The organism is Mesorhizobium sp. PL10 (assembly GCF_053714315.1).
This window is the reverse complement of record NZ_JBSKBR010000031.1, coordinates 1-24,335: the sequence shown is the minus strand read 5'-3', so window position 1 is coordinate 24,335 and position 24,335 is coordinate 1. Positions and strand designations below refer to the sequence as shown.

19 protein-coding genes and 6 pseudogenes are annotated in these 24,335 nt (G+C 58.7%); 12 read left to right on the top strand and 13 right to left on the bottom strand.

The features are described 5' to 3' along the window. Positions 1-164: 164 nt before the first annotated feature. The 5 genes and pseudogenes from ACWGTO_RS29200 to ACWGTO_RS29180 form a co-directional block, all read right to left on the bottom strand. On the bottom strand, positions 165-320 hold the full coding sequence (locus ACWGTO_RS29200; protein WP_454578247.1) for a hypothetical protein: 156 nt from the start codon (positions 318-320) through the stop codon (positions 165-167). A gap of 53 nt (positions 321-373) precedes the next feature. After that, a pseudogene (locus tag ACWGTO_RS29195) lies at positions 374-1,213 on the bottom strand (IS630 family transposase); the annotation flags it as partial. A 366-nt stretch (positions 1,214-1,579) separates the two neighbouring features. Continuing rightward, complete coding sequence (locus ACWGTO_RS29190; protein WP_454578246.1) at positions 1,580-2,917, bottom strand: NAD(P)/FAD-dependent oxidoreductase; 1,338 nt, start codon at positions 2,915-2,917, stop codon at positions 1,580-1,582. Between the two features lie 2 nt (positions 2,918-2,919). Next, a complete protein-coding gene (locus ACWGTO_RS29185) occupies positions 2,920-3,807 on the bottom strand; it encodes a dihydrodipicolinate synthase family protein (protein ID WP_454578245.1) in 888 nt (295 codons plus the stop codon). 1 nt (position 3,808) lies between these two features. Next, positions 3,809-5,296, bottom strand: a complete 1,488-nt coding sequence (locus tag ACWGTO_RS29180; protein WP_454578244.1) for an aldehyde dehydrogenase — start codon at positions 5,294-5,296, stop codon at positions 3,809-3,811. Positions 5,297-6,178: 882 nt separating this feature from the next. On the opposite strand from ACWGTO_RS29180, the gene proX reads away from it, so the two are divergent. Then, complete coding sequence (proX, locus tag ACWGTO_RS29175) at positions 6,179-7,156, top strand: glycine betaine/L-proline ABC transporter substrate-binding protein ProX (RefSeq protein WP_454578243.1); 978 nt, start codon at positions 6,179-6,181, stop codon at positions 7,154-7,156. A 330-nt stretch (positions 7,157-7,486) separates the two neighbouring features. Here the strand turns inward: proX and ACWGTO_RS29170 are convergent. Next, positions 7,487-7,725: pseudogene (locus ACWGTO_RS29170) on the bottom strand (ATP-binding protein); the annotation flags it as partial. Between ACWGTO_RS29170 and ACWGTO_RS29165 the strand changes: the two are divergent. Beyond that, positions 7,679-8,122 carry an ATP-binding protein gene (locus tag ACWGTO_RS29165; RefSeq protein WP_454578242.1) on the top strand — a complete coding sequence of 148 codons (444 nt, stop codon included), beginning with the start codon at positions 7,679-7,681 and terminating at the stop codon, positions 8,120-8,122. The pseudogene ACWGTO_RS29170 and the gene ACWGTO_RS29165 overlap by 47 nt on opposite strands. A 387-nt stretch (positions 8,123-8,509) precedes the next feature. Here the strand turns inward: ACWGTO_RS29165 and ACWGTO_RS29160 are convergent, their stop codons facing one another. Together ACWGTO_RS29160 and ACWGTO_RS29155 are read right to left on the bottom strand one after the other, a co-directional pair. Further along, a complete protein-coding gene (locus ACWGTO_RS29160; RefSeq protein ID WP_454578241.1) occupies positions 8,510-9,274 on the bottom strand; it encodes an SDR family NAD(P)-dependent oxidoreductase in 765 nt (254 codons plus the stop codon). Further along, complete coding sequence (locus ACWGTO_RS29155; RefSeq protein ID WP_454578240.1) at positions 9,267-9,998, bottom strand: SDR family NAD(P)-dependent oxidoreductase; 732 nt, start codon at positions 9,996-9,998, stop codon at positions 9,267-9,269. The genes ACWGTO_RS29160 and ACWGTO_RS29155 overlap by 8 nt, the downstream gene beginning before the upstream one ends. Positions 9,999-10,710: 712 nt before the next feature. Here ACWGTO_RS29155 and ACWGTO_RS29150 point away from each other — a divergent pair. After that, positions 10,711-10,987: pseudogene (locus tag ACWGTO_RS29150) on the top strand (transposase); the annotation flags it as partial. Positions 10,988-11,006: 19 nt separating this feature from the next. Here ACWGTO_RS29150 and ACWGTO_RS29145 read toward each other — a convergent pair. Then, positions 11,007-11,807, bottom strand: coding sequence for a CmcI family methyltransferase (locus ACWGTO_RS29145; RefSeq protein WP_454578239.1), 801 nt, complete (start codon positions 11,805-11,807; stop codon positions 11,007-11,009). Positions 11,808-12,301: 494 nt separating this feature from the next. Here ACWGTO_RS29145 and ACWGTO_RS29140 point away from each other — a divergent pair, with 494 nt between their 5' ends. Next, entirely contained in the window at positions 12,302-12,775 is a 474-nt protein-coding gene (locus ACWGTO_RS29140; protein ID WP_454578238.1) for a hypothetical protein, read from the top strand. On the opposite strand, the gene ACWGTO_RS29135 is transcribed toward ACWGTO_RS29140, so the two are convergent. Beyond that, on the bottom strand, positions 12,747-13,082 hold the full coding sequence (locus ACWGTO_RS29135) for a tyrosine-type recombinase/integrase (RefSeq protein ID WP_454578237.1): 336 nt from the start codon (positions 13,080-13,082) through the stop codon (positions 12,747-12,749). The genes ACWGTO_RS29140 and ACWGTO_RS29135 overlap by 29 nt on opposite strands. A gap of 638 nt (positions 13,083-13,720) precedes the next feature. Between ACWGTO_RS29135 and istA the strand changes: the two genes are divergently transcribed. From istA to ACWGTO_RS29110, 5 genes and pseudogenes are all read left to right on the top strand, one after another. After that, complete coding sequence (gene istA / locus ACWGTO_RS29130; RefSeq protein ID WP_454578267.1) at positions 13,721-15,250, top strand: IS21 family transposase; 1,530 nt, start codon at positions 13,721-13,723, stop codon at positions 15,248-15,250. After that, entirely contained in the window at positions 15,240-16,052 is an 813-nt protein-coding gene (gene istB, locus ACWGTO_RS29125) for an IS21-like element helper ATPase IstB (protein ID WP_454578236.1), read from the top strand. The genes istA and istB overlap by 11 nt, the downstream gene beginning before the upstream one ends. Positions 16,053-17,462: 1,410 nt before the next feature. Continuing rightward, the gene (locus tag ACWGTO_RS29120; RefSeq protein ID WP_454578235.1) at positions 17,463-18,569 is read left to right on the top strand and encodes a mandelate racemase/muconate lactonizing enzyme family protein; all 1,107 of its coding nucleotides are present in this window, start codon (positions 17,463-17,465) and stop codon (positions 18,567-18,569) included. Positions 18,570-18,581: 12 nt separating this feature from the next. Beyond that, positions 18,582-18,711: pseudogene (locus ACWGTO_RS29115) on the top strand (transposase zinc-binding domain-containing protein); the annotation flags it as partial. A gap of 528 nt (positions 18,712-19,239) precedes the next feature. Continuing rightward, positions 19,240-20,040: an NAD(P)H-binding protein gene (locus tag ACWGTO_RS29110; protein WP_454578234.1), complete on the top strand. Its 801-nt coding sequence runs from the start codon at positions 19,240-19,242 to the stop codon at positions 20,038-20,040. Between the two features lie 695 nt (positions 20,041-20,735). Here ACWGTO_RS29110 and ACWGTO_RS29105 read toward each other — a convergent pair. Beyond that, positions 20,736-20,866: pseudogene (locus ACWGTO_RS29105) on the bottom strand (IS256 family transposase); the annotation flags it as partial. Positions 20,867-21,108: 242 nt separating this feature from the next. Between ACWGTO_RS29105 and ACWGTO_RS29100 the strand changes: the two are divergent. From ACWGTO_RS29100 to ACWGTO_RS29090, 3 genes and pseudogenes are all read left to right on the top strand, one after another. Then, positions 21,109-21,354, top strand: a pseudogene (locus ACWGTO_RS29100) (transposase); the annotation flags it as partial. Positions 21,355-21,571: 217 nt separating this feature from the next. After that, positions 21,572-22,042, top strand: coding sequence for a transposase (locus tag ACWGTO_RS29095; protein WP_454578233.1), 471 nt, complete (start codon positions 21,572-21,574; stop codon positions 22,040-22,042). After that, entirely contained in the window at positions 21,951-22,295 is a 345-nt protein-coding gene (locus ACWGTO_RS29090) for a transposase (protein ID WP_454578232.1), read from the top strand. Before ACWGTO_RS29095 ends, ACWGTO_RS29090 begins: the two co-directional genes overlap by 92 nt. A 290-nt stretch (positions 22,296-22,585) precedes the next feature. Here the strand turns inward: ACWGTO_RS29090 and ACWGTO_RS29085 are convergent, their stop codons facing one another. Both ACWGTO_RS29085 and ACWGTO_RS29080 read right to left on the bottom strand, forming a co-directional pair. Continuing rightward, positions 22,586-22,888: a LysR family transcriptional regulator gene (locus ACWGTO_RS29085; protein ID WP_454578231.1), complete on the bottom strand. Its 303-nt coding sequence runs from the start codon at positions 22,886-22,888 to the stop codon at positions 22,586-22,588. A 432-nt stretch (positions 22,889-23,320) separates the two neighbouring features. After that, a complete protein-coding gene (locus tag ACWGTO_RS29080) occupies positions 23,321-24,022 on the bottom strand; it encodes a class I SAM-dependent DNA methyltransferase (RefSeq protein WP_454578230.1) in 702 nt (233 codons plus the stop codon). Positions 24,023-24,335: the final 313 nt, after the last annotated feature.

The window sequence follows — 24,335 nt, the reverse complement described above, 5'->3', positions numbered from 1 at the left end:
TGATGCAGTAATGCGCATCGCGAGCAAGGCCCCAGGGCGGCGGGACCATTCTTAATTACGGTGCAAAGCCCATGTGCAGTGCCGGTTCGCTACCGCTTCGGATCGTTGGGGACCTGGCGCAGTTGGCGCATCAGACCCCGATAGCGTGGTCCTCTCCTTCTTTGCTATGCAGCGGCACGCAATGTAACGCCCTGCGGGATTTCGCCCATGGTGGCCATGCGCCAGAGCGCGATGAGCAGACGGCGCGCCACAGCCACTATCATGGTGTTGCGCGTGCCGCCGCAGCCGTCCTCGGTCCGCTTCTGAAACCATCGTGCCAAGGCGCTATCCTTCTGGAAGCGGAGAAAGTGCCAGGCCAGCTGGATCATCCCGCCCAGTGTGGACGGCGCGCAAGCCAGGCCTTGATCCTCGGCGTCTTGTGGGTCGCATAGTTGTCCATCACCAGATGCACGTCCGGCCCATCGGGCATTTCGGCGTCGATCCGCTTCAGGAAATCGAGGAATTCGGTGGCCCGGTGACGCTTGTAGCACTGACCGATCACCGCCCCGGTAGCAACATCTAGCGCGGCAAACAGCGATGTCGTGCCGTTGCGGACATAGGTATGGGTGCGCCGTTCGGCGACGCCCGGTGCCATGGGCAGCACAGGCTGCTCGCGATCCAAGGCCTGGATTTGCGACTTCTCATCCACGCAAAGCACGACCGCCCGGTCCGGAGGCGACATGTAAAGACCGACGATGTCCTGCACCTTGTCGACAAAGAGCGGATCAGAGGAAAGCTTGAATGTCTCGGCACGATGCGGCTGCAGGCCAAACGCGGTCCAGATCCGACGGATGGTGGTATGCGAAAGGCCGCTGTCGGCAGCCATCGAGCGGATGGACCAGTGCGTGGCATCCTTAGGAGTGGTGTTCAACGTACGCTCGACGACCTGGGCAACCTGGGTATCGGAGACAGTTCGCGGTCGACCGGCACGATATTCATCTGTCAGCCCTTCAATACCATCCTGTACGAACCGGCGGCGCCACTTGCCAACCGTGTGCTCGTGAACACCCAGGCGTTCGGTAACGTCTTTGCTTTGCAAACCCTGCGCGCACAAAAGGATCATCCGGCATCGATCCGACAAGGAGCGTGGCGCTTTATGCCGGCGCACCTGAGATTCGAGAAAACGTCTATCCGCGTCGCTCAGAACGACGACGTCCGCCTGCCTGCCAACCATCGATCAAACTCCTGCTCTTGTGACAGAAGCCGAACAAAATGAAGCTTACTTTGGTTCCAGATGACTAGCCTGAAAGATCATCAAGACCCGGGACACCGGCAGCATATCGGCACCGATGTACGCCATCAACATCGTCGGGTTCGCGCTGTGGCTCACCCCTCATCATCACCAACGTGCTGATCCTGGCGCTTTCGGCCTTCATACTTCTCGTGACGCTCCTTCCTCGCGCTAAGAAGGATGCCTGCGGCGGTGCGCTCGACATCAGTTCAGCCAGTGCCGCGCCTTCGACCGGCCGGCGCGTCGGCTCGCATTCGAGATCGCTGCGGGGCAAAGTCACAGCCGATTGGAGCCGGCGCGGCTCCGAAGCTATTCGCGCCCGGCCCGCCATTCGCGCATTGCAAGGTTGAAGCGTGCTCCCACTTCGACGAGCGGCCTCGAAGGCAATTTCTGTGGCTTATCGAATGTCTGGAATATGTCTCCGAGCGCGGACCGGTGACCGACGACGAGCTCCGCCGTCGCGATGCCCGCGGCCGTAGCTTTTGTCCCGCCGATGCCGTTGCAGGCGCAGGCGCAGAAGATGCGCTCCTCAAGTTCGCCGAACAGGGGCACGGTGTTCCAGGTGAGGGCCATCGCGCCGGCCCAGCGGAACTGGAATTTCAGGTGACGATGTTCAGGAAAGCGGTCCGCGAACTTGCGGTCGTGAAGCTTGCTCGCGCCCCTCATCGAGCTCGCGCCCACTTCGATGCTTGGAATATAGCTATAGCGCGACCGGATGAGGACCCTATCCCCGTCAACGCCGTTGATGCGTCTTACCGTCGTGCCCATGGGTGCGGCCGGCGTTGCTCCCCACTTCCTCAGCCCGCCAAGCGCTGAGGGTGCAAAAGGCTCCGTCAAGGATGCGTAAGTGAAAACGTGGAGAAGCTCACCGCTTCCGAAGCCGAAGCTTTCAGCATGCCCGTTCGTCGCCAGGATCACCTTGTCGGCCCTGATCTCGCCTCTGGGCGTCGTGACCTTGCACCCGGCCGGCAAGGTTTCGATCGAGAGCGCCGGCGTCCGTTCGAACAGCTTGACGGGTGATCCCTCAAAGGACTCGGCGATGCACTGCACCAGTGCAACCGGCTGGATCATGGCAGCCCCTGGAGTGAAGAGGCCCGACTTGAAGGAACGCGTGCCCGTGACGTCGGCGATCTCGGCCGCGCCAAGGAGTTGGTGGGGTTCGCCCAACGCCTTCAGCTTGGAAGAATATGTCGTTAGATGCTCCTTGCCGGCATCGGTCATGGCCACGGTGTACTTGCCGCTGGGATCGAAGACGTCTTTGTCCCAGCCATTGGTGTGTGCCAGTCGCGCGTAAAGCTGGATGGCGCTTCGCGCGACGGTTATCTCGTTGCGGCTCTTGGTGGCGGCGTCCACCCCGAAATTTCCCGACGAGATGTCATGGGGCAGGTCGATGAGGAAACCGGAGTTGCGGCCGCTGGCACCATTTCCCACGACATCGGCATCGATGACCGCCACGGAAAGGCCTGGATCGAGCTCAGTCAGTCTCGTGGCCGCGGCCAAACCGGCGAAGCCCGCGCCGATGACGACCACATCGGCCATGATGGCGCGATCGAGCTCCGGCGTCGACGTCCTGGCAGGAAGCAGCGCCGCCCAGCCTGGTTCCACACCATGCGCCGGCAGCCGGCGGGCGCGAAAAGTTTTTCCCATTGTCACAAGGCTTCTTGCTCTGTCAGGCCGCGCAGAGCCTGCCGCAGTGATGCGATCCGGTCCGAAGACAACGAGCCGAAAGGCTTGCGCGCCGCACCGCAGCCATAGCCGGTGAGTTCCGCAGCCGCATACACATGCTGGACGTAGTCGCCTTCCCAAAGCTGGGACATCAGGGGCTCGAGTTGGCGCCAGATCGACTGGACGTCGTCCCATCTTCTTTCCCTAGCAGCCTTGGTGATCGCAACGCAGGTCCGGGGCGCGATGTTGGCGCCGCCCCAGATCAGGCCAGAGCAACCGGCGAACAGCGAGAAGGGAACGAGCGGGTCGGCCCCGTTGATGACGCCAAGGCCGGTGCCAACCAGGCGGACCTGCGAGATCAGGTCGCCGCTGCTGTCTTTCACGGCATGGAACTCGGGCAATTCGCAAAGCTTGCGTAGCAAACCGGGGGTGATGCGAACGCCCACGGCCTGGGGCACGTTATACCCGATGATCGGCAGCCCGACCTTGGCCACGTCGGCATAGAAGTTGAAGATGCTGTCGTCGTCCGATGGGCCTTCGAAGAAGGGCGGCAGCACCATCACGCCATCTGCACCGGCATCCTTGGCGAACTGTGTTCTTGTCACGACATCGGGCGTAAGCAGTGCCGAAGTCTGGGCGATCACCTTGGCTCGTCCGCCCACCACTCGCGCACCGCGCTCGATGACGGATCTCGATTCCTCAGGCGTCAGATAGACATGCATGCCTGTGCCGGAGCTAAACACGAAACCATCGACGCCCGCCGCCAGATAGCGCTCGATAAGGTCCTCGAAACGCCCGAAATCGACTTGTCCGTTCGCGTTGAATGGGGTCGTGATTGCCAAGTTGAGACCAGGAAATGCAAAGGTCGACATATCAAATCCCTTCGTCGGAGCTGCTCAGGTCGACCCACAGGGTCTTGGTCTGGCAATATTGATCGTGCGCGTGGATAGACTTGTCGCGACCACCGAAGCCCGATTGCTTGTAGCCGCCGAACGGCGTGGCGGCGTCGCCCTCACCGTAGCAGTTGACGGTCACCGTACCCGCCCTGATCGCGCGCGCCGCTCTAAGCGCCTTCGTTCCGTCGCCGGCGAATACCGAAGCCGCCAGGCCATATTCGGTCTGATTGGCCAGCGAGACTGCTTCGGCAAGCGAATCGACAGGAATGACCGAGAGGATAGGCCCGAAGATCTCCTCGCGAATTTGCTTACCCTCATGACGGGGAAATTCGATGATCGTCGGTTCGATTGTCGTGCCGCCGACGACCTTTCCGCCAACGACGACCTTTCCATCATTTTCCAGATAGCTGCTCACCTTCTCGAAATGAACGGTCGAAACCAGCGGACCGATGCGGGTCTCGGGGGCAAGCGGATCGCCCACGGTCCAGGTCTTTGCGACCTCCGCCAGCTTTTCAAGTAGCTGGTCTTTCACCGCTCTGTGAACAAACAGGCGCGAGATGGCCGAGCAGTTCTGGCCGACGTTCCAGAACGCGCCGTTGCAGATGTGCGCGGCCACGGCATCGAGGTTGCGAACGTCATCCATGACGATGCAGGGGTTCTTGCCGCCCATCTCCAGGACGACTTCCTTGAGATTGCTCTCCGAGGAATATTTGAGGAAGCGGCGGCCGGTCTCGGTCGAGCCGGTGAAGGAGACGGCGTCGATATCCGCGTGACGGCCGATCGGTTCGCCGACATCAGGACCATCGCCGGTCACGACGTTGAAGACGCCGGCCGGGATCCCGGCCTCGAGCGCAAGCTCGGCCACCCGCAATGTCGTCAGCGATGTCTCTTCCGCCGGCTTGACCACCATAGTGCAGCCCGCGGCAAGCGCGGGGCCGATCTTCCAGGCGAGCATGAGAAGTGGGAAGTTCCAGGGAAGAACGATGCCCACGACGCCGATCGGCTCGCGCACGATGAGTCCCAGCGAAGAATCGTTTGCCGGCGAGACCTGGTCGTAGATCTTGTCGATAGCCTCGGCATGCCATCTGAGGCTATTGACCGCCTCCGGCACGTCGATATTGATGCAATCTGTGATGGTCTTGCCGCTGTCGATGCTCTCCATCAGCGCCAGCTCGAGCGCATTTTCCTCGATGACGGAGGCGAGCCTCAGAAGGACCTGCTTGCGGTTGGCCGGTGTCAGCTTCGACCAGCGACCATCCTCGAAGGCCTGCCTTGCCGCGGCAACCGCGCTATTGACGTCAGCCGCTGAACCTGCCGGGAGGTCGGCCAGGACCTTGCCGGTCGCCGGATTGATGGTGGGGTATGTCTTGCCCGACAAGGCCGCGACCGGGTTTCCGTTGACGATCATGCTGGTGGGCAAACGAATGGACTGCGCCTGCGTCTTGTAATCGACTGTGCCGTGCATTCCCATTCTCCTCTGGTGTCCTCGAAAACAACAAGACTTATCGGCGAGTCATTCTCGTTGCCGGCCGAGCATCAAGTCTGAAGACCGAAAGGCCAGTTCACTTCGACGTCGGCCGTTCCCTGGGCCCCCTCCCACGGCCGCCGAATCGGGCCGCCAGATTGCTGGCTCGCGTCTCCTCGGCCAGCCGCTCTGCTTATGTAGAGCAACGGGAGAGGCCAGATCAAGCCGGTGCAACGTCAGGCTATGCTATAGGCGGCAGGTGTCCTTACTTCAAATGAGTATTAATGGGGGTCGAGATAACCAGAAGTCATGGAGGTTCGTCCCTCCCATCGCTGGCGTCCGCACCGGCGCGCGTCCTGGTTCAACAGCGCCTGGCTGCCGTCGGTGCGCTCAGACTGACTTATTGTGTGAAAAGTCGATGATGCAATCCCGGCTGTAGCCGAAGCCTGTTTTAGACCTTCACTGAACTGTAGGCCAGCTCGGCCTCGCCAATGTAAAGCTTCTGCCCGGGTCAACGAAATCCCTGTGCTACAAAGTGGGTCCCCGGACGCTGTAGTTACAGGCGCTCCAGGTCATGCGCAGCAACCCTTGGAACTTTGCTGCTGAGGTTCGTCCAAGTCACGATCCGCCTCAGTGGTCGAGCGCAGCAGTCCTCCAGCCTATCGCCATGACCTCTCGTTATAGCGATGCGTACAAAAACTGATTTGCGGCCGACAGTGATATCGATAAGCATAGATCCGGCTTTCTGAGAGCTTTCTGCGTAATGCCCGCAGCCCCTTGCCGACCGTTAATAGGCCAGAAGCCCCGGCAGACGGATTCCAGTCAGTCGAAAGAGAAACTAATGAGACCCGAGCGCTTGCACAGGGTCGAGGGAGAACAAAAATGAACTTCAAAATTGCCATTGCAACGCTCACAGTGATCGCCAGTGGTATACTGCCTGCTAGCGCCGAACAGGTGAAGTATGGCTGGCTCGCAGGCATTAACGAAGAACTCTTTCAAGGCTATGTCGTAAGAGATGGTCTGCGAGAACTGGGCTACGACGTCGAGGAGCAGCCGGAGCAAGTGCAAGTTCCGGTCGCACACAGCGCCGTGGCGTCCGGAGACCTACAGTATTACCCGGCGCACTGGGCGCCAATGCACAAAGCCTTCTGGGAGGGTGCAGGGGGCGACGAGAAGCTTATGACGGTAGGGACGCTGGTGCACGGCGACATACAAGGCTATCTAATCGATAAGAAGACTGCGGACGCGACCGGGATCAAATACCTCGAGGACCTAAAAGATCCAGAGAAGGCCAAACTCTTCGACATTGATGGGAATGGCAAGGCCGATCTTTTCGGCTGTGACCCGGGTTGGGGTTGCGAACGTATGATCGAGCATCATCTCGACGCGTATGGATTGCGCGACACCGTCGAGCACAAGCAAGGCGGTTATTTCGCAATTATGGCGGAAGCCATTGAACGCATCAAAGAAGGCAAGCCCACGCTGTACTACACTTGGGAGCCCGGCTGGATCCCCGGCGTGCTGGTCCCCGGGAAGGATGTAACATGGCTGAATGTCAAGTCCACGTCGCTCCCCGACGGCCAGACTGGCAGCACTGAAATCGAAGGCCTGGGCAATCTAGGGTTTCCGATCAATGATACAAAAGTCATTGCGAACACCGCATGGCTCAAGGCCAACCCTTCGGCGAAGAAATTCTTTGAGGAGGTCACTATCCCCGTCAAGGATGTTAGCGCCGAAAACAAACGGATATACGATGGCGAGAAAAGTCCTGAGCAGATTGCGAAGCATGCGCAGGACTGGATAGCGTTGCACAAGTCCGAGTGGGACAAGTGGATTGCCGCGGCCAAAGCAGCAAAATAATAGTGATCTAATGGGGCCAGGCGAGACGTCTGGCTCCTTCCATATTACGATGGTTGCCCGGTCCGATGCCCAGGGCAATGGGAAAACCGCCCTGCTGCTCGCAGACGTTGCCGGTCTGCTTGAGAGGTCGGCCAAATGAGCTGGGTGGGGCGCGCAGACGCGGGTTCAGTTTCGCCGACGACGTTTACGTCGGCGAACGCCAAACGCGGGTAGCTCGTTCGCGGCCGAGCGCAGGTGCTCGATCCGATTGTACCCGACGTTGTTGATTTGCGCTGAGAGTTGACCCGGGATTTGCGCCGAGAATTGCCCCACCCATTAGGTACTTTCGCGTCAAGCGGTCGTGGTCAAAGTCTTGCTTTTGTCTTTCCTGGTTTTGAGTTCGTGCGCGGAGCTGTTCTTCAAGCGGAAGCTGTCGTTTCCGGTTTCGAAAATGTGGTAATGATGAGTGAGCCGATCGACGAGGTCGGTTGTCATTTTGTCGTCACCGAAGACGCTGGCCATTCACTGGTCCGCTCATAGAGTTTGCTGAGCAGATGGAACAGCAGCGCTCCGCTAAACGCGCTGAATGGCTACCTGCCGCTGGAGCACGACGCGGCGCACCTGTTCTTCCAGCTGGTCGGCCGGCGCTACGAAACCGGCGCCACGCTGATCATATCGAACCGCAGCGTTGCCGAATGGGGCACCGTTGCACCACAAGCGAAACAGCGGACTCATCAGGCCGTGCGTCGGTGCCTCCGGTCGGCTCCGCCTCCCTCCGGCCCGTCACCGGCGGAACCTAATGTAACCTTCGACCGATATCATGAACCCGAAGGTGGGGCGGTTCTTCATGACGCAAAGGGGCGCATTGCCTCAAGCAAAATGTTACCGAAAGTGTTGATGCTTCGACTGGGATGGCTGTGGACCGCTGTCTTGGTTCGGGGTGGATGGCAGGGCGGCGGATCAGCATGGCGACGCGGTCAGAACTGACAGAAGCGAGAGCGGTATCAAGGGGCCCATCGAGACGACAAGCGCCGACAGTCCTCATCGGAGATATCGCGCGGGTCGGAGCGGCACGGGAGACCTCAGCATTGTTTACAAGGATGTCCGTGCAACGGTCGAATTTACCGCTGAAATCGTGCACGGCCTTCGAATCAGTGACGTCGAGTTGATTGATATGAGCTTAATGACGAACTGTTCTATGGCCTCGGGCGGGTGGGCCCCATCAGCGTCGGCAAGGATTACATCCGCACCGGCTCGTTGGAGAGTAAGGGCGATCTGTAGACCAATACCGCGCCCACCGGCGGTCACAAGGGCCGGTCTTCCGGTTAAATCGAGCCTGTTAAGACATCGCAAGAATTGCCGACATTTTAGTTTTCAGGAGATCGGCATCGGCAGCTTCTTGGTGCGGCCACCGTCCATGACGGAGACCTGGCCGGTCACGAAAGCGCTCTCGTCCGAGGCCAGCCAGACCGCAAGATTTCCGACGTCCCTCGGCTCGCCAAGGCGCCCGACGGGATGCATCGCGAGCAGTTCCTTGCGGACGCGGGCGCTGTCGGCCATGCTGTCGATATAAACTTGGCTGAGATCGGTGCTGATCCAGCCCGGCGCGATCGCATTGCAGCGGATACCCTCAGGCCCATGATCCACAGCGACCGCGGCCGTAAAGCCGAGAATCCCCGCTTTCGAAGCGGAATAAGCGGGGTGCCCGGGATTGGACGCCAGCCCTTCTATCGAACCGATGTTGACGATGCTTCCCCTGCCCGACTTCCGGAGGTGTGGAATTGCCGCTTTGGTCAGCAGGAATGGGGCCTTCAGATTGATGTCCATCATCTGGTCCCAGTCTGCCTCGGTCATCTCGTCGATCGTCTTCTCGAACATAATCCCGGCATTGTTGACGAGGATATCCAGGCCCCCAAGCCGCTCGACCACAACCTGAACGGCCGAGGAAATTTCTTGGGACCTCGAAAGATCCGCCTTCACATAGATCGCGCGCTCGTCGAGCCTGGATTCAGGCGGGGCGTTCCTCTGCACGATGGCGACTTTTGCTCCCTCCTCTACGAAGCGCTGAGTGATGCCGGCGCCGATGCCGCGGCCGCCGCCTGTTATGATTGCAATCTTGCCTGTCAGTCTGTCAGCCATGGGATGTCCTCATCAGACCGGCTTCGTGCCGGCGACTTCGAACGCCGTGCCAGCGATGTAGCGGGCGTCGGGGCACAAAAAGAACATAACATCGACGAGTCTTCCTGCTTTGCCATACGACCAAGTGGTGGTTGAACATCGCAATGGCTTTGTCCGGGATGACGCCGCGCAGTTCAACACCCATCCAGGTCACCGGGGTATTGACCTCATTTGGACAGACGCCATTGACGAGCATCCCGTCAGGCGTAAGATCCCGGCCAAGACATTTTGAGAGGAAGCGACCGCGGCTTTGCTGGTGCAGTAGGGTCGCAGGGCTCGATACGCGACAAAGGTCCCAACATGAGTGTCCGATAACTTTCGCGGCAGGTGTCGAAATCGACGTCAGATTAATGTCGAACGTCCGTTCCCAATACCAGTCAGCCGTCTCGATGATGTTTGCCTGGCTGATGCCGGCGTTGTTGATGAGCACGTCCAATCGTCCCGTGCCCCGGATCGAGTAATCGATCAGCTCCTCGCAATAGTCCTTGTCCGTGAGGTCGCCGGCCCTGCTCCAGACAGCCAGCCCGGTTCGGTTGAGCTCGGCCTGGAGCCTGTCGAAGCCAGTGTGGCCGGCTTCGCCCGCAACGACGCGAAGGCCATTCGCGACGAACTGCCTGAAAATCGCTTGCCCAATACGTCCGGCCGCGCCTGTTATCAACAAGGTTTTCTTCTCAATGTTAGTCAATCTCGAGCCATTTTTTAAAGGCAAATCTAGGCTCCATTTTCGCTAAACAGGTTCGGCCTGTGGGTGGGGGCGGTCGCGTTGCGGACTGCATTTGGCAAACTGCCTACCCGTCTTCCTTGACCGTGTCGTCCCTGCGCTGGCGCAGTTCCTTGCTTGAGGCCGTGATTTCTGAGGCTCTTGGCCGCTCAGCTCCAAAAGGTGCGATTTCTACGGTCGGGGACGGAAGATCATGAGACGATCTCTTTCCTAGTACGATCGTAAACGACGATGCATGAACCGTGCCAGAGACAGAGTCTTCATTAAATCACCGGTCGGCGGATCTTGCGCCCTGTCAGACAAGTGACAGTTGTCGGATGACAGACGTGTCTGACTGTCGAACCCGAACTAAAGCCGATCATCCGGTGTTCCGCCAACAGCCTACCTCCTCACCGGCGCAAATGTGAAAACGTCGTCGTGCTGATCCAGCTGTTTCAAAGGCCGGCAAAATGCCCTCAAAGTATAACTACCAGAGCCCGTCAAAGCTCTGCTTCGAACCCGGAGGCCTGCACGAAGTGATCCGCGCGGCGATGCAGGAGGTACTAGCCCGTCTTATGCACGACGATGGGCCTTTGAGGCTGGAAGATGTAGCTTAAACCATTGATTTGGCGCAGGAATCGGCTGCTTAGGCCAATCCTTCCACCGCATCCGCGAGATCCACACCCGCCATGACATGGGACCAAGGCCGATCACCGCGCTTGCCTTCCGCGCCACGATCGACCGCTCAGAGCGGTTCGGCTTCCTCGCAGGCGGTGGGGCGCATTTGGGGCTGACGCCGGCGCGCTACCAGTCCGGCGAGACCGACTCCAGGGAAAGGTCAGCCGATGCGGCGACGAACTTGCACGCACCGCGCTTTATGAGGCGGCCCACACACTGCTGGTGCGATCGAAGAAGAGTGGTCGAGTCTCAGAGCATGGGGCATGAACATCGCCAAGCGGCGCGGCATGGCACAGCTCTATATCAGAGGCTAGGTTACGATTTTCGAAGCCACGCATTTGGAGCACAAGTGACATTAATCCCGAACGCGTCGGTGTAATAAGTATCAACTAGGAAACCTGACTCCTCTATCATCTGAAATCCGTCGATAATCTCCTTGTTTACTTGAAATGGATTATCCTCGATTACGTAGTAGTCACCTTTTTTCATAAATTTGTTCAAGTAGGAAAATATAGAAAATATTTTCACGTGGGCGTCGTCTATCACAAGCCAAGGATGAGGGAAACTCGCCAGCAAATTTTCGTCGAAGTTGGCAGCATCAGAAAGGTCTATTTTATGAAATGTAAGCAGTGGATGTTTTGTTGCATTTGTATGGACACATTTGGTATATAGATCGAAGGAGTGTACTTCACCTGGGTTATCGCACAGTACGGACATATTATCAGCAAACCACATTCCGCTGCCACCCTGATATGAACCGAGCTCTATAATTGTCGCAGGCTGAAGTTCCCATATTAAGCGTGGATACAGAGCAAGATCAAAAGGCGTCTTTAAAAGTATAAGGCCTTTGTAAATCTTGGACAATGCGCCAACTTTTGTGGAGCGCTTGTCAGCAATCCATGGGTAGATAGACGACATCCATGTTCGGTCGGATGGCTTTGCAAAGCGGTCAGAATCATCAGCATCCAGGACGTTGCTAATGGTGTCAAACATTCCCAGCCAGTCAGGAATGAACTCTCGCCACCCCTGATCAAGAAGTCCGTCGGGCTTCATCTGATCGGGGTAGTTCTCGTGGGCGGCATCCCAAAAAGCCTTGTACCCGGAAGCGAGTTTCATGCGTCTATCTCCATGTTTGCATCTGCCTCCTTATCGACGCAATCGGCGTGCCACTCGCGGAATGAGGTTGCGCGTGCCTTAACGAGACCGAAAAGCATGCCTGCATGCCCGCTGGAATGTCCGCGCGCTTGTCGGGTCCGGGACATCATGGACGAACCCTACATCAACGTCCGCTCGGCCCGCTGGCATGCGGCGCCGCGATCAGGATGAGATTCGTATTGCCTCACCGAGGGATGCTCCCTAGCAACGCTGCCGTTGCGTCACCAGGATATTCCGGCGTCGCGATCCGTCACTCTGTCGTTGCCTGGAAGGTCGCTGCTGACGAAGTTGTGGTATCACGCGGCTGCTCAGTCCGCCGGCGCACGACACGTTGTCACAAGCCTGCGGCGTTCAAAGTCGCAGACGATCGTCCTATAGCGACTCTCGGACGATCCTTCCATCATGACCGTTGCACGTGACCGGGTGGCGGGTATGGCGAGGCGATCGCCAAGGCCTTGCCGCACGCCGATCAGGTGGCCGATGGCTGGCACCTGATGGAAAACGCCAGCCGCGCCTTTCTCGATGCGGTCAGCAAAGCCATGCGTCAGTTCCGAAAGGCAGTCGGCAGCGCCATCATCAATCCTAAGCTTCTCACCTATGCCGAGCGGCTGCAATATGACGGATACCTACGCCGGCAGCAGACAAACGAGACCATTCTGGATTGTCGAAACAGGGCCATCCCGATCAAGCAGATCGTCAAGCGCACAGGCTATAGCCGCAAGCTCGTCCGTAGTGTCCTGCGCGGTCAGCCCTCCTACGTGTTCCGCGTCCGACAAAGTTCGCTGAGGAATGGCTTCCCTGGCTCGACAGCCGCTGGGGGCAAGGCGCGCGGAATGCATCGGCGCTCTGGCGCGAAATGCGCGAGATGGGCTTCCACGGCCAGAGCAAAACAGCGGCTGATCAGGCCGCTCTGGTTGCCAGCGTCATAGTCTTACGTTGATGCAGATGCTGATCCAGGAGTGCTCCGAGCTTCGGCCCAAATGGGACGAGACGGCTCTTGTAGAACTTGATTTCCCGGATAACGAGCAGCCGCCGTTCCAGATCGACGTCCTTGAGGCATAGGCGGCAGGCTTCGCCAACGCGCAAGCCCGGTCCGTAAAGGACAGCGAACAGTACGAAATACCTGTTGCCACGCTCGACCGTGCCGCCATGACTCGGTAGCGCCTTGGCAAGAGCGAGCAACCGAGAGGCTGCGTCTGTGTCGAAGATAAATGGCGTGCGCTGACAACCTTCCACGGCGCGGCGCGGATCTCAACGGTGACTCGGCGAGATTCTCGTGATCTACGAGATACGAGAACAGTCGCCCAACCGTACAACGCAGGTGGTTATACCTTCTCGGGCGCGACCTTGGGCGAGAGGAGAAACTCATCAACCAGTGCCGGGGTTAGTCAATGTTGTTGTTCGACAAGTAAGCGTCGAACAGAGTAAGCGCGTAGCTGAAGCCGTTCAGGGACTGTAGTTCCATATGTGGACGGCTCCCACTTGCAAGTGTTTTTTACAGATTTTTTGATCGGATCGCTTGCTTCCATATGTGCGGCCTTTGTCTGTGGTCGCACATGACCACTGGCCAAGATGGTTTCCGCAACGCGTGTTCCTAACACGGCAACGACCTTTAAAGGGCCACTGGAACTGACGGAGTGTCACGCGTCTTGGATCGATCGATCGCACCATCTGCTCATCTCTTGCAAGTTCACTGCATCAGCTCAACACGGTCGCGATCCTTTCGCGCGCACCGTGATGGCCAATCTCCTAAATTGCCTGCTGTTGATTTTTACTGAGAACTGACCCGGCAACCCAGGATATTTCCACCGAGAATTGACCCATGTTTGAACCTTGCCCTGCGTTTTTTCAGCGGGGGCTACGGAGTGATCGACATGGCATTATTGAGCGTGATCCGACGCTGGCATTTTCGAGAGCATTTATCGATCCGAGAGATTAGCCGCAGGACCGGCCTGTCGCGGAATACGGTGCGCAAATACCTGCGGGTGGACGAGGTGGAACCGAAGTTCAAGGTTCCAGAGCGGCCGAGCAGGCTTGACGCATTTGCCGACCGCTTGTCAGCCTGGCTGAGGACGGAGGCCAAAAAGAACCGCAAGCAGAAACGCACGATCAAGCAGCTTCATGCCGATCTGCTGAGCCTTGGATATGAGGGGTCTTACGGTCGTGTTGCTGCTTTCGCTCGGCAGTGGAAGGCTGATCTGCAGAGGGAATTACAGACGACGGGACGCGGAACATTCGTGCCGCTTTCGTTCGATCCTGGTGAAGCGTTCCAGTTCGACTGGTCCGAGGACTGGGCAATCATCGGCCATGAACGCACCAAGCTGCAGGTGGCCCATACCAAGCTCAGCTACTCCAGGGCCTTCATCGTCCGGGCCTATCTGTTGCAGACGCATGAGATGCTGTTCGACGCCCATAATCATGCCTTCCGTGTCTTTGGCGGCGTTCCCCGGCGCAGCATCTACGACAATATGCGGACAGCGATCGACAAGGTCGGCCGCGGCAAGGAGCGCGACGTCAATGTCCGCTTCATGGCCATGGCCAGCCACTATCTCTACGAGCCTGAGTTCTGCAATCCCGCGTCCGGCTGGGAGAAGGGACAGGTCGAGAAGAATGTGCAGGATGCGCGTCATCGACTGTGGCAACCAATGCCGCGCTTTCCATCGCTGGATGCCCTGAACGACTGGCTGGAGCTTCGATGCAAGGAGTTTTGGCACAAGGCCCCGCATGGAAAAATGCGCGGCACCATTGCCGATATCTGGGCTGAGGAAGCCCAGGCTCTCATGCCGGCGTCCCGTCTCTTCGACGGCTTTGTCGAATACACCAAGCGGGTCTCCCCAACCTGCCTCGTGCATCTGGAGCGCAACCGCTACAGCGTGCCGGCGTCCTTTGCCAATCGGCCCGTGAGCCTTCGGGTCTATCCGGATCGTGTCGTTGTCGCTGCGGAGGGGCTGATTGTCTGTGAGCATCGCCGCATCATCGATCGCTCGCATGATCGACCAGGGCAGACGATCTATGACTGGCGGCACTATCTGGCTGTCGTTCAGCGCAAGCCAGGCGCCCTACGCAACGGAGCACCGTTTGCCGAACTTCCCGATGCATTCAGGTCGTTGCAGCAGCATTTGCTCAAGAAGCCGGGCGGCGATCGCGAGATGGTCGAGATCCTGGCACTTGTCCTGCAACACGACGAGCAGGCCGTGCTCCTGGCCGTGGAGATGGCGTTGGAAGCCGGTGTTCCAACCAAGACCCATGTGCTCAACCTTCTCCATCGGCTCGTCGACGGCAAATCGCTCACGCCCCCGACCATCAGCGCTCCCCAGGCTTTGACGCTTACCAATGAGCCGAAAGCCAACGTCGAACGCTACGATGCCTTGAGGAAAGCCCTGGAGGTGCGCCATGCGTCATAACCCGGCCAGCGGCGCAATCGTCATCATGCTCCGGAGCCTGAAGATGCACGGCATGGCGCAAGCTGTAGGCGAACTCACCGAACAGGGAGCGCCGGCGTTTGAAGCCGCCATTCCGATCCTGTCGCAACTGCTCAAGGCCGAGACGGCGGAACGTGAGGTCAGGTCGACAGCCTATCAGCTCAAAACGGCACGCTTTCCAGCCTATCGCGATCTCAACGGCTTTGACTTCGCCAGCAGCGAGATCAACGAGGCACTCGTGCGGCAGCTTCATCGTTGCGAATTCGTCGATGAGGCTCACAACATTGTGCTTGTCGGCGGCCCCGGAACAGGCAAAACCCATATTGCGACCGCCCTCGGCGTGCAGGCCATCGAGCACCATCACAAGCGGGTTCGGTTCTTCTCGACGGTCGAGCTGGTCAATGCGCTGGAACAAGAGAAGGCTCAGGGGAGATCCGGCCAGATCGCCAATCGCCTCGTGCATTCCGATCTCGTGATCCTGGACGAACTTGGCTATCTGCCGTTCAGCGCATCAGGTGGAGCATTGCTCTTCCATCTGCTGAGCAAGCTTTACGAACGCACCAGCGTCATCATCACCACAAACCTCAGCTTCAGCGAGTGGGCCAGTGTCTTCGGCGATGCCAAGATGACAACCGCGCTTCTCGACAGGCTGACGCATCATTGTCACATCCTGGAAACCGGAAATGACAGCTTCCGGTTCAAAAACAGTTCTGCACACGAGCCTAAAAAAGCAAAGGAGAAAGCCAGAACCTTGACCCTCAACCCCGAACCGAAACATACATGAGAGGCGGGTCACTTCTCGGTGGAAATGCCGGGTCAGTTCTCAGTGAAAATCAACAGACATGGGAACCGGCGCGTGGCACGCTAATGCCGGCTTTGCGGATGAATGAGCGGCGCCCTTTTTCACAGCATGCTGGAGCGCGAAAGAGTCGGGCGCGCCCTGCCCCGGATACGTATGGCGAAGCAATTCCGAACCGTCGAAAGCTAAGCGCTTGCATACCGTGACTATAATCACGCTGACAACCCCTGCAGTTCATGGCAAGCGCATGCAGGTGTCCATTGCCGAATTACCCGCGGCTGCAAAAACTCCCCGGATTGGCCCACCGATTTGTCAGAATTTTTTGTGCCTTCGACGGCTGCCGCGTCTACGGCCAATCCTGGAAAGCGCAAGAATGGACCGGCACGGCGCGCGGTTCGCCATAGAATCTCGAGCTCTCGTTATTGGCCACACCGCACCTTCATTGTGGCCTTTCGGCGTACCCAGCTCTCGCGTCGCAGAAGGTCCTGCATCGCGACGACGCTCCCCAAGAGCGATAGGCGACCCCTGCTCCGGCGCCTTGGATCCACTGTCGAGCCCTAAATCCCCATGGCCCGCCCGTTGCGGCAATCAGGCTTCAGTGTAGCTGCGACCCCCGTGCGTGCACGCCCAATCGCGCCCGCACAGAACCCTTCGGATTCCACCTGCTGGCTGGGTTCAGGAGGCCAGCATGGATGGGAAGCCTTGTTCGATGGGTCTTCGCAAGGGGTTGTTGCACGCCGCAGAAAGAGCAAGCAAGAGACAAAGGATCATAGGCACATCGCGCCTCATATTCATCTAATTTTACGAACACGCAACAAAAGCTTTACCAAGCTGGTATTTACTCGTATTTCTTCGTGCTGTATTTAAGTATATTGGAGCGAACAGTTAGTTGCTCACACGATGGCAAGGAAAGATGTCTGCGCCAAAATTGGACAGACTGCAGTACGAAAACTTCGTTGCGAAGGTGAGTAATGTCGTCAACGTCAGTCCTACTGGAGAAATTCAATTGGGTCGATGGCGGCCAATAAGCAACTTTCCCACAGGCGGCGTTCGCCCAGGGGAGTAATAGACATGAGAACGATATGATCAAAATGAGGCTTGATATCACAAGTGCAGCACTGGATCCGTCAGTTTCCGAGATTGTCCTATTCACATGGGGCAGAGAAGGATCGCTTTCCCGACATTCGACCACTCACTCCGACGGCGCGGGCTGCTAGGGCCTAGCTGAGAGTCCAGATTATCGGCGAGAGGACCATCTTCGGCAAGAAAGGTGGTTTATTTCCTCTATTCACGAGCGCTCCCATTTCTGGAGGCGCCTTGTCTCGAACGAAAACAGCAGGACCGTTCGTTCGTACTCTGATGCCCCAACCGGCACCCTCCTGGAGGAGATAAACCATGAAGATTACGGAAATTCACGTCTACGCACACGATCTCCCCGTCAAGAACGGGCCTCACGTCATGGCCAATGCCAAGGTCTGGTCACTTGACACCACGCTGGTGAAGCTGGTCACCGACTCGGGACTCATCGGCTGGGGCGAAACCTGCCCCGTCGGGCCAATTTACCAGCCGCAACACGCCAAGGGAGCTCGAGCCGCACTGGCTGAAATGGCTTCAGGACTGATCGGTGCTAACCCCCTGCAACCATTGCTGCTGCGGAGGAGGATGGATAGTCTGCTAAACGGCCATCGCTATGCGAAAGCGGTTATTGACATAGCAGCCTACGATCTGATGGGGAAGGCATACGGAGTGCGAGTAGCCGACCTCCTGGGTGGAGTTGTCACCGAAAACATACCGTCCTACTACGCCATCGGCGTAGACGAGCCCGACGAAACTGCCAGGATCGCGGCGGAGAAGGTGGCTGAGGGCTTTCCGCGCATCCAGGTCAAAATCGGCGGTCATCCGATAGATGTGGACGTAGCCGTGCTCCGCAAGGTCTGGGAGGTGGTGCGCGGCAAGAGCGTACGTGTGGCTGCCGACGGTAATCGTGGCCTCACGACGCGTGATGCCCTGCGACTCTCGCGGGAGTGCGCTGACATTCCCTTCATCATGGAACAGCCCTGCAACACTCTGGAAGAGATAGCCGCGATCCGAGGGCAGGTCCATCACGGCATCTTTATCGACGAGAACGCCGAAGATTTGGCTACCGTCATCCGCGCTGTTGGGACGGGCCTTTGCGACGGATTCGGTATGAAGGTCACGCGGATTGGCGGCTTGCACGCAATGGCAACCTTTCGCGACATCTGCGAGACGCGAAGCATGCCCCATACCTGCGACGACGCTTGGGGGGGCGACATTATCGCCGCCGCCTGCACTCATATCGGCGCGACGGTGCAACCTCGACTGCTAGACGGCGTTTGGGTGGCCGAGCCCTACATCGAAGGAACGTATGACCCCAAGGGCGTGAAAATCGTGGGCGGCCACATCAAACTGCCCGAAGGCCCGGGTCTCGGGGTCGTGCCGGACGCCGGCATGTTCGGGAAACCTGAACTTTCGTTCAGCTGACCTGCCGCCATTCGCCGTTGCCCCCGCTGCCAATCACTGACTCGCGCGCAAATCGCTGGAGGATCGTCGCGCCGAACTTCTCGACCCAGAATCCTTTCACGTCGTATTGACGTTGCCCGGCGCCATCGCCTATACCGCGCATTTCTCGAATGTTTCCGCCAGGTTTATGGCTGTAGTCTCAACGCCTGCTGAGGCTGACGCTGGTTGAGGATTGGACATGCCTTGGAACTTGCCGAGTTGACCATGAACACGAGCGCTTGGCGACCTTGGGAGTTAGCTTCCCCACTTGAATCCATGTCAGCATTGCAATCACCGCTCTACCCCTGAAGACCACGCTTGCATATCCAGCCGGCGGCCGGTCATCGCGAGACAACCCCTAGATCCTGCCTTCGCATCAGGGGTCACCGAGCAGGTAAGCAGGCCAAATGCCGGAGCTATTCCGAATGCGACAGACTTTATTTACGCGGCCATAGCTAATGTGAGGCAAGAAATCCGCGTCGGTGAGATCCCTTCTTATGTGCGCTGCTCTTTTGCTTCTCCTGCTCAAATTCAGATTCGGCATAATTATGTAGGATGCGTTCGCAGGTCACTGCACAAAGGCGAAAAGGAGGCATTATCGACAAACCGCATTCGTCGACCCTGATCACTGCATCCATGAAAGGAAGAAGCCATGATTCTCATCACCGGAGCCTCGGGTCAGTTGGCATCGCAGATTGTAGCACAGGCGCGGCAGAGGGGCATTGCGATTATCACCGGCAGCAGAACCGCCGGTGCTGACCGGAACATCGACTTCGACAAACCTGAAACGCTTGACTTCGCGGGGGCCGAGACCCTGTTCGTGACTTCGGCAGGCTCTGCCGAAGACGATTGCATAATGCGTCGACACCGTGCCGTTCTCACTGCTGCCCGCGCGCAGGGCGTGAAGCATATCGTGTACACGAGCCTTACCTGTGCGAGCGATCATCTCGGCTTTGCCTTGGCCCACCGCTGGACTGAACGCGAGCTTCGGGCAAGCGGCATGGCTTGGACCATCCTCCGCAATGGTCTCTACGCAGAACTGATCGGCTCTCTCGCCGCGCCGCGCGACGGGGTGATTTCCACCCCTTTTGGCGAGGGCCGGATTTCCGCCGTTGCAAGAGCGGATCTGGCCGAAGCCGCGCTTGCGGTGCTGAGCGATCCAGCTAGGCATGCCGGCCGCTGCTACGAGCTGTCGGGAGCTAGCGCCTTTTCCATTGCAGACCTCGCGCAAAAAATTGCAATCCCTTATGAGCCAAGCAGCTTTGAAGAGGAACGCGCGCGGCTTTCGGCTCTGCCACTGTTCGCTTTCCAACCTCCCATGCTGATGTCCATTTCGTCGGCGGCAGCGGCCGGGTTTTTGGAAACTCGAGCAACGGACCTCGCGGCTTTGGTGCGTACGTCACTAGACGCGCTAGAGATTGCCTGCGCCGCCGCTCGACGAGCGGCACAATAGCTCCTGGCCGGGCCAGGATGGGATACCCTGTCCAGCGCTCTCAGCTGGCGCGTTGACTCATCCAATTTGCGACAAGAAGGAGCCCATGGCGCGACATCGCGGAGGGGCGACGCCAAGTTGGAGCCGCGGTCGGCCGGAAGGGGGCGCGAGGTAGGCACGATTAAAGCAGGCTCGCGCTGCGTTTCGCAGCTATTCGCGTCCGGCACGCCACTCCCGGAATGCGAGGTTGAATCGCGCCCCTACTTCGACAGGCGACGGTTATCTCGTTCCAGCTTTTTGCAGCAGCATCGACACGAAATTGCCTGAGGAGATGTCGTGGGGCAAGTAGATGAGGAATCCTGAATTCTGGCCACTTGCCCCGTTCCCGACGATATCGGGATCGCGCGCGGCGACAACTACGGTGGCCGGTCTCCTTAATCGTCGCGATACAGGCATCGAGAATGCGATGAAAAGTCGTGGTCGAGCTGAGCGAATCCCGTAGCTCATGCCAACCCGGCAAAGCCCGCCCCGAGGACAACGATGTCGGCACTGATGATTCCATCCAACTCGGGTCTCGCCCTCTCGGTGGGAGCAGCGCTTGGTTCAGTCCCGTGCCTTGGGACAGCGCTGCTCATCTGCGAAAATGTCGAAATACAGCGACGGCTCCTGCGTTCAGCCATTTATCGATCATCCGTCGGATGACACAAGAGCCAGCTCGCCTGGCTCAGCACCCGGCGCGCCGAGGCGTGAAGCTGCTTGGGCAGCCGACCCATGATGTTGCGCGCCTTGTGCGCTGGATCAGGCTGTCCTTGCCGAAAGTGGCTCGGATCGCCTTCGACAGCGCCTTGAGCTCTTGGGCGAAACGTCCGCAGAGGCTGAGCCTTACAGCGGGCACACGCTGAATTTTAGATTGATCGACCGTAACGCGTCGGCAGAGCTAGCCTGAATATCTCAAGGTAAGGGGTGCATCGGTCCCAAGAATCTGAGAAACTGCTTTTGTGACAAAGAGTTACCAGATTCAGGAACGGGGTCCGATGCACACACACTGTATCTCCGACCAGCTCGAATTTGAAGGCCGACGGCCACAAAGTGATCGCCGGTTTCGACGGCGGAGCGATCACCTCAGATGCCGGCGCCTTGCTTGTGCGCGACGTTGACAAAATCGTCGGGCTGTTCCGCCGGGTGGCTGCCTGCTTCATCGACCGACGCGATCCGGACTGCACGGTGCGCAGCATACAAACGCTGGTGGGACAGCGCATCCCGGCGATCGCGCTGGGATATGAGGACGTCGACGACCACGACACGCTCCGCCACGACCCCGTTCTGGCCCTTGTGTCGGAAAGCCTGACGCCGAAGCGGGAGGATTGCGCGGTGCTTGCGGGCATGTCGACGCTCCACCCGGCTGGAGCCTCGGGTCGGGGGAGCCGACGCGCTACCACAAGATCGGCCACGAGACGCAGGCGATCGAAGCTCTGTTCGTCGACCTGTTCCTGGAAGCCCACGACACGTCGCCGGGCGAGATCGTGCTCGATTTCGACGCCGCCGATGACCCTTGCAGGGTCACCAGGAAGGCCGGTTCTTCCACGGCTACTACAACTGCTACTGCTACCTGCCGCTCTACATCTTCTGCGGCCGGCACCTGCTGGCGGCAAAGCTCAGGCGTTCCAACATCGACGCCAGCAAGGGAGCGATCGAGGAGGTCGAGCGGATCGTGCGGCAGATCCGCAGGCAGTGGCGCAGAGTGCGCATTGTCCTGCGCGCCGATTCCGGTTTTGCCCGGGAAGAGCTGATGACCTGGTGCGAGGCCAACGGCGTCGACTATGTCTTTTTGCCCGCAACGAGCGGCTGGCGAAGAAGATCGCTCCAGCCTTGCAGGAAGCTTACCTGGCATCCAGGAAAGCGACCAGGCCGCGCGCGTATTCCGCGGCTTCATGTGGTCAACGAAAGACAGCTGGTCACGCCGACGGCGGATCGTCGCCGGGGCCGTGGACGACGCAGGGCGCCAATCCGCGCTTCGTCGTGACCTCGCTCAAGCCAACGCGTTGGGCGGCACGGGGCTTTACGAGGATCTCTACTGTGCCCACAGCGACATGGAGAACCGGATCAAGGAGTGCCAGCTCGACCTCTACGCCGACCGCACCAGCGCTCACACCATGCGCGCCAATCAGCTGCGGCTCTGGTTCGCCTCGTTTGCCTACGTCCTGATCTGCGCCTTGCGCCGCCTTGGCCTCGCCCACACCAGGCTCGCCAACGCCACTGTGGCACGATCAGGCTGAGCTGCTGAAGATCGGTGCGCAGGTCCGTGTCTCGGTGCGTCGGATCAAGGTCGCAATGGCTTCAGCCTGTCCATACGCGGACGAATTTTGCCGTGGCCCACGCTCGAATATGCGCCGCGGCCCGCTGACGCCGCCGGACCCCTTCCCGCAAACAACAGAGGAAAATTGCAGAGCTCAGCACCGCCGCGCTCCGCGGCGCTGGCTGCGCCCGTCCTCAAAACGGGGATGATCAGCACCGACCCGCGCCAGTCAAGATGCGCTTTGAGCCTGGGCGCGGTGAGAGAAGCGGGCTAGTCGGGACATCGGGCTACGGCTGCCGCGCTTAATGTCGTCAAGGCCCGGGACGTCGTTGAGAAAATGCTTGCCAGCTCAATGTGGAGATCTTTCCCAACGCTGGTAAGCACCACGCCAGATGCCGCCCTCACGAACAGCGGAGCACCGAGCTCGTCCTCGATGACTTTGATCTGCCGACTAATCTCTCCCGGTGTCAAATTCAACTCAGAAGCTGCAAGCTCAAACGAAAGATGAAATGTCGAGGCTTCGAATGCCTCAAGAGCAATGAAAAATGCGAGATCATAACATCGATGAGACATTGAATGCTCCGATCGGATCGGCAGACCCGAATCGAGCGACCGGGAATCGAGCCTCGGGCTCATAGCGAGAGAGCCGGAACTCTACGAAGTAGACTTGGAAGGCTGAGATCAATCACGAAACTGCGGCCCTACTCCGTTGTCTGCGCAACTTGCGCGCCGGTTGGCGCAAAGTTATGAGCAGCACCTGATCAATATCGACAGCCCATCGCCTGGCCGTTTCGTCGGGCTCCGACATTTTGTCCAGCTTCGGACAAGAAGGGCTGTGAATAGAACGCCCGTATGGTTCACTGGCGAGGTGCGATCCGGTTACTACGTCAAATCCAAAGAGAAGCTCTGTTACGCGGACCGTATCCTGCAAGGGCACTCGTGGGCACGCGCTTCGTCGCCTCGCGTAGCTGCAAGTTGTCGCAAATGAGTTGTGCGGTAGCGCCATCATGGCCGTTCCTCCGTCGGTGCGGACGTTGGTATTCGGAAGACCCAGTAGTGCCCGTCTTCGTCGGCGAGGTATCTGCCGTTCCTTAGACACTGCACCAATTCAAGGAAACCCTCATCCTGTAGACGCTGCACCTCGACTTCAAAGGATGTTGATTTCGCATAACTCTTGCGGGTGCTTGCTACTATAAATCCGTTCGGACGGGTCACGCGAGCCAACTCGCGCAACCCGTCCGGTCGAACGTGACCGAGAGTGAAAACACCGCAGCAGACGGTTAGGTCATATCTCGTGCTAGCGTAGTCTGAGAGCCGACCGTTAAGGTCAACATTTCCCCGCGCATGGCGGTAAACGCCGGTTTGCAGCGCCTTTTTAGCCATCTCTTGCGAAAGATCGAACCCATCGATCAGCCGGAACCCGAGGCGTTCGAGTTCCACGCCGACGAGCCCTGTTCCACAACCAGCGTCCAGGATTGCGATGCCATTTCGCTGCCCGGCCAAATAAGCCGTCTGCACGGCGCCTGCCAGTTCTGCCACGATCGTGGGTCCACAGTACCCGACGCGGACCTGATCCTGATCGAAGGTGCTCGCCCATCCGCGGTATAAGTTGGCCAAGCGACCTGCGTCGCCATCAAGGTTATGGGATGCCTTGATGCGCTCTCGTACGGCTTCCTCCGGTGCCGTCTGCTGATCCTGGGTGCTCATTAACAGCTCCTTTGTATTGGGTCCGATGATCAGCCGTAGCGCCCGTCCGGCACCTGTCGGCGTTCGCATCGAGAGCATCAAAACTCATGCCAATTGGCAGAACGACGCGAAGAACCCATTTACGGGAACTGTTTCAGCTACTTGAGCTTGGAAAATGGAGGAGTCGGTTGGGCAAACCTATGTCGCGTAGCCGTCAAGACCTACAGGATGTCGGAATGTATCTTAGAGCATAATCTGACCTGATGGAATCGTGAGGGATTCCCATCGGCGAGAATATCTGATTGAACTAAACCGCTGCCGCGGTAGCTGATGC

Bases quoted from the DNA above. Each gene is read 5' to 3' on its own strand.
- ACWGTO_RS29190 (WP_454578246.1), bottom strand. From the start codon at position 2,917: ATGGGAAAAACTTTTCGCGCCCGCCGGCTGCCGGCGCATGGTGTGGAA.
- ACWGTO_RS29185 (WP_454578245.1), bottom strand. From the start codon at position 3,807: ATGTCGACCTTTGCATTTCCTGGTCTCAACTTGGCAATCACGACCCCA.
- ACWGTO_RS29180 (WP_454578244.1), bottom strand. From the start codon at position 5,296: ATGCACGGCACAGTCGATTACAAGACGCAGGCGCAGTCCATTCGTTTG.
- proX (WP_454578243.1), top strand. From the start codon at position 6,179: ATGAACTTCAAAATTGCCATTGCAACGCTCACAGTGATCGCCAGTGGT.
- ACWGTO_RS29160 (WP_454578241.1), bottom strand. From the start codon at position 9,274: ATGGCTGACAGACTGACAGGCAAGATTGCAATCATAACAGGCGGCGGC.
- ACWGTO_RS29145 (WP_454578239.1), bottom strand. From the start codon at position 11,807: ATGAAACTCGCTTCCGGGTACAAGGCTTTTTGGGATGCCGCCCACGAG.
- istA (WP_454578267.1), top strand. From the start codon at position 13,721: ATGGCATTATTGAGCGTGATCCGACGCTGGCATTTTCGAGAGCATTTA.
- istB (WP_454578236.1), top strand. From the start codon at position 15,240: ATGCGTCATAACCCGGCCAGCGGCGCAATCGTCATCATGCTCCGGAGC.
- ACWGTO_RS29120 (WP_454578235.1), top strand. From the start codon at position 17,463: ATGAAGATTACGGAAATTCACGTCTACGCACACGATCTCCCCGTCAAG.
- ACWGTO_RS29110 (WP_454578234.1), top strand. From the start codon at position 19,240: ATGATTCTCATCACCGGAGCCTCGGGTCAGTTGGCATCGCAGATTGTA.
- ACWGTO_RS29090 (WP_454578232.1), top strand. From the start codon at position 21,951: ATGTGGTCAACGAAAGACAGCTGGTCACGCCGACGGCGGATCGTCGCC.
- ACWGTO_RS29085 (WP_454578231.1), bottom strand. From the start codon at position 22,888: ATGTCTCATCGATGTTATGATCTCGCATTTTTCATTGCTCTTGAGGCA.
- ACWGTO_RS29080 (WP_454578230.1), bottom strand. From the start codon at position 24,022: ATGAGCACCCAGGATCAGCAGACGGCACCGGAGGAAGCCGTACGAGAG.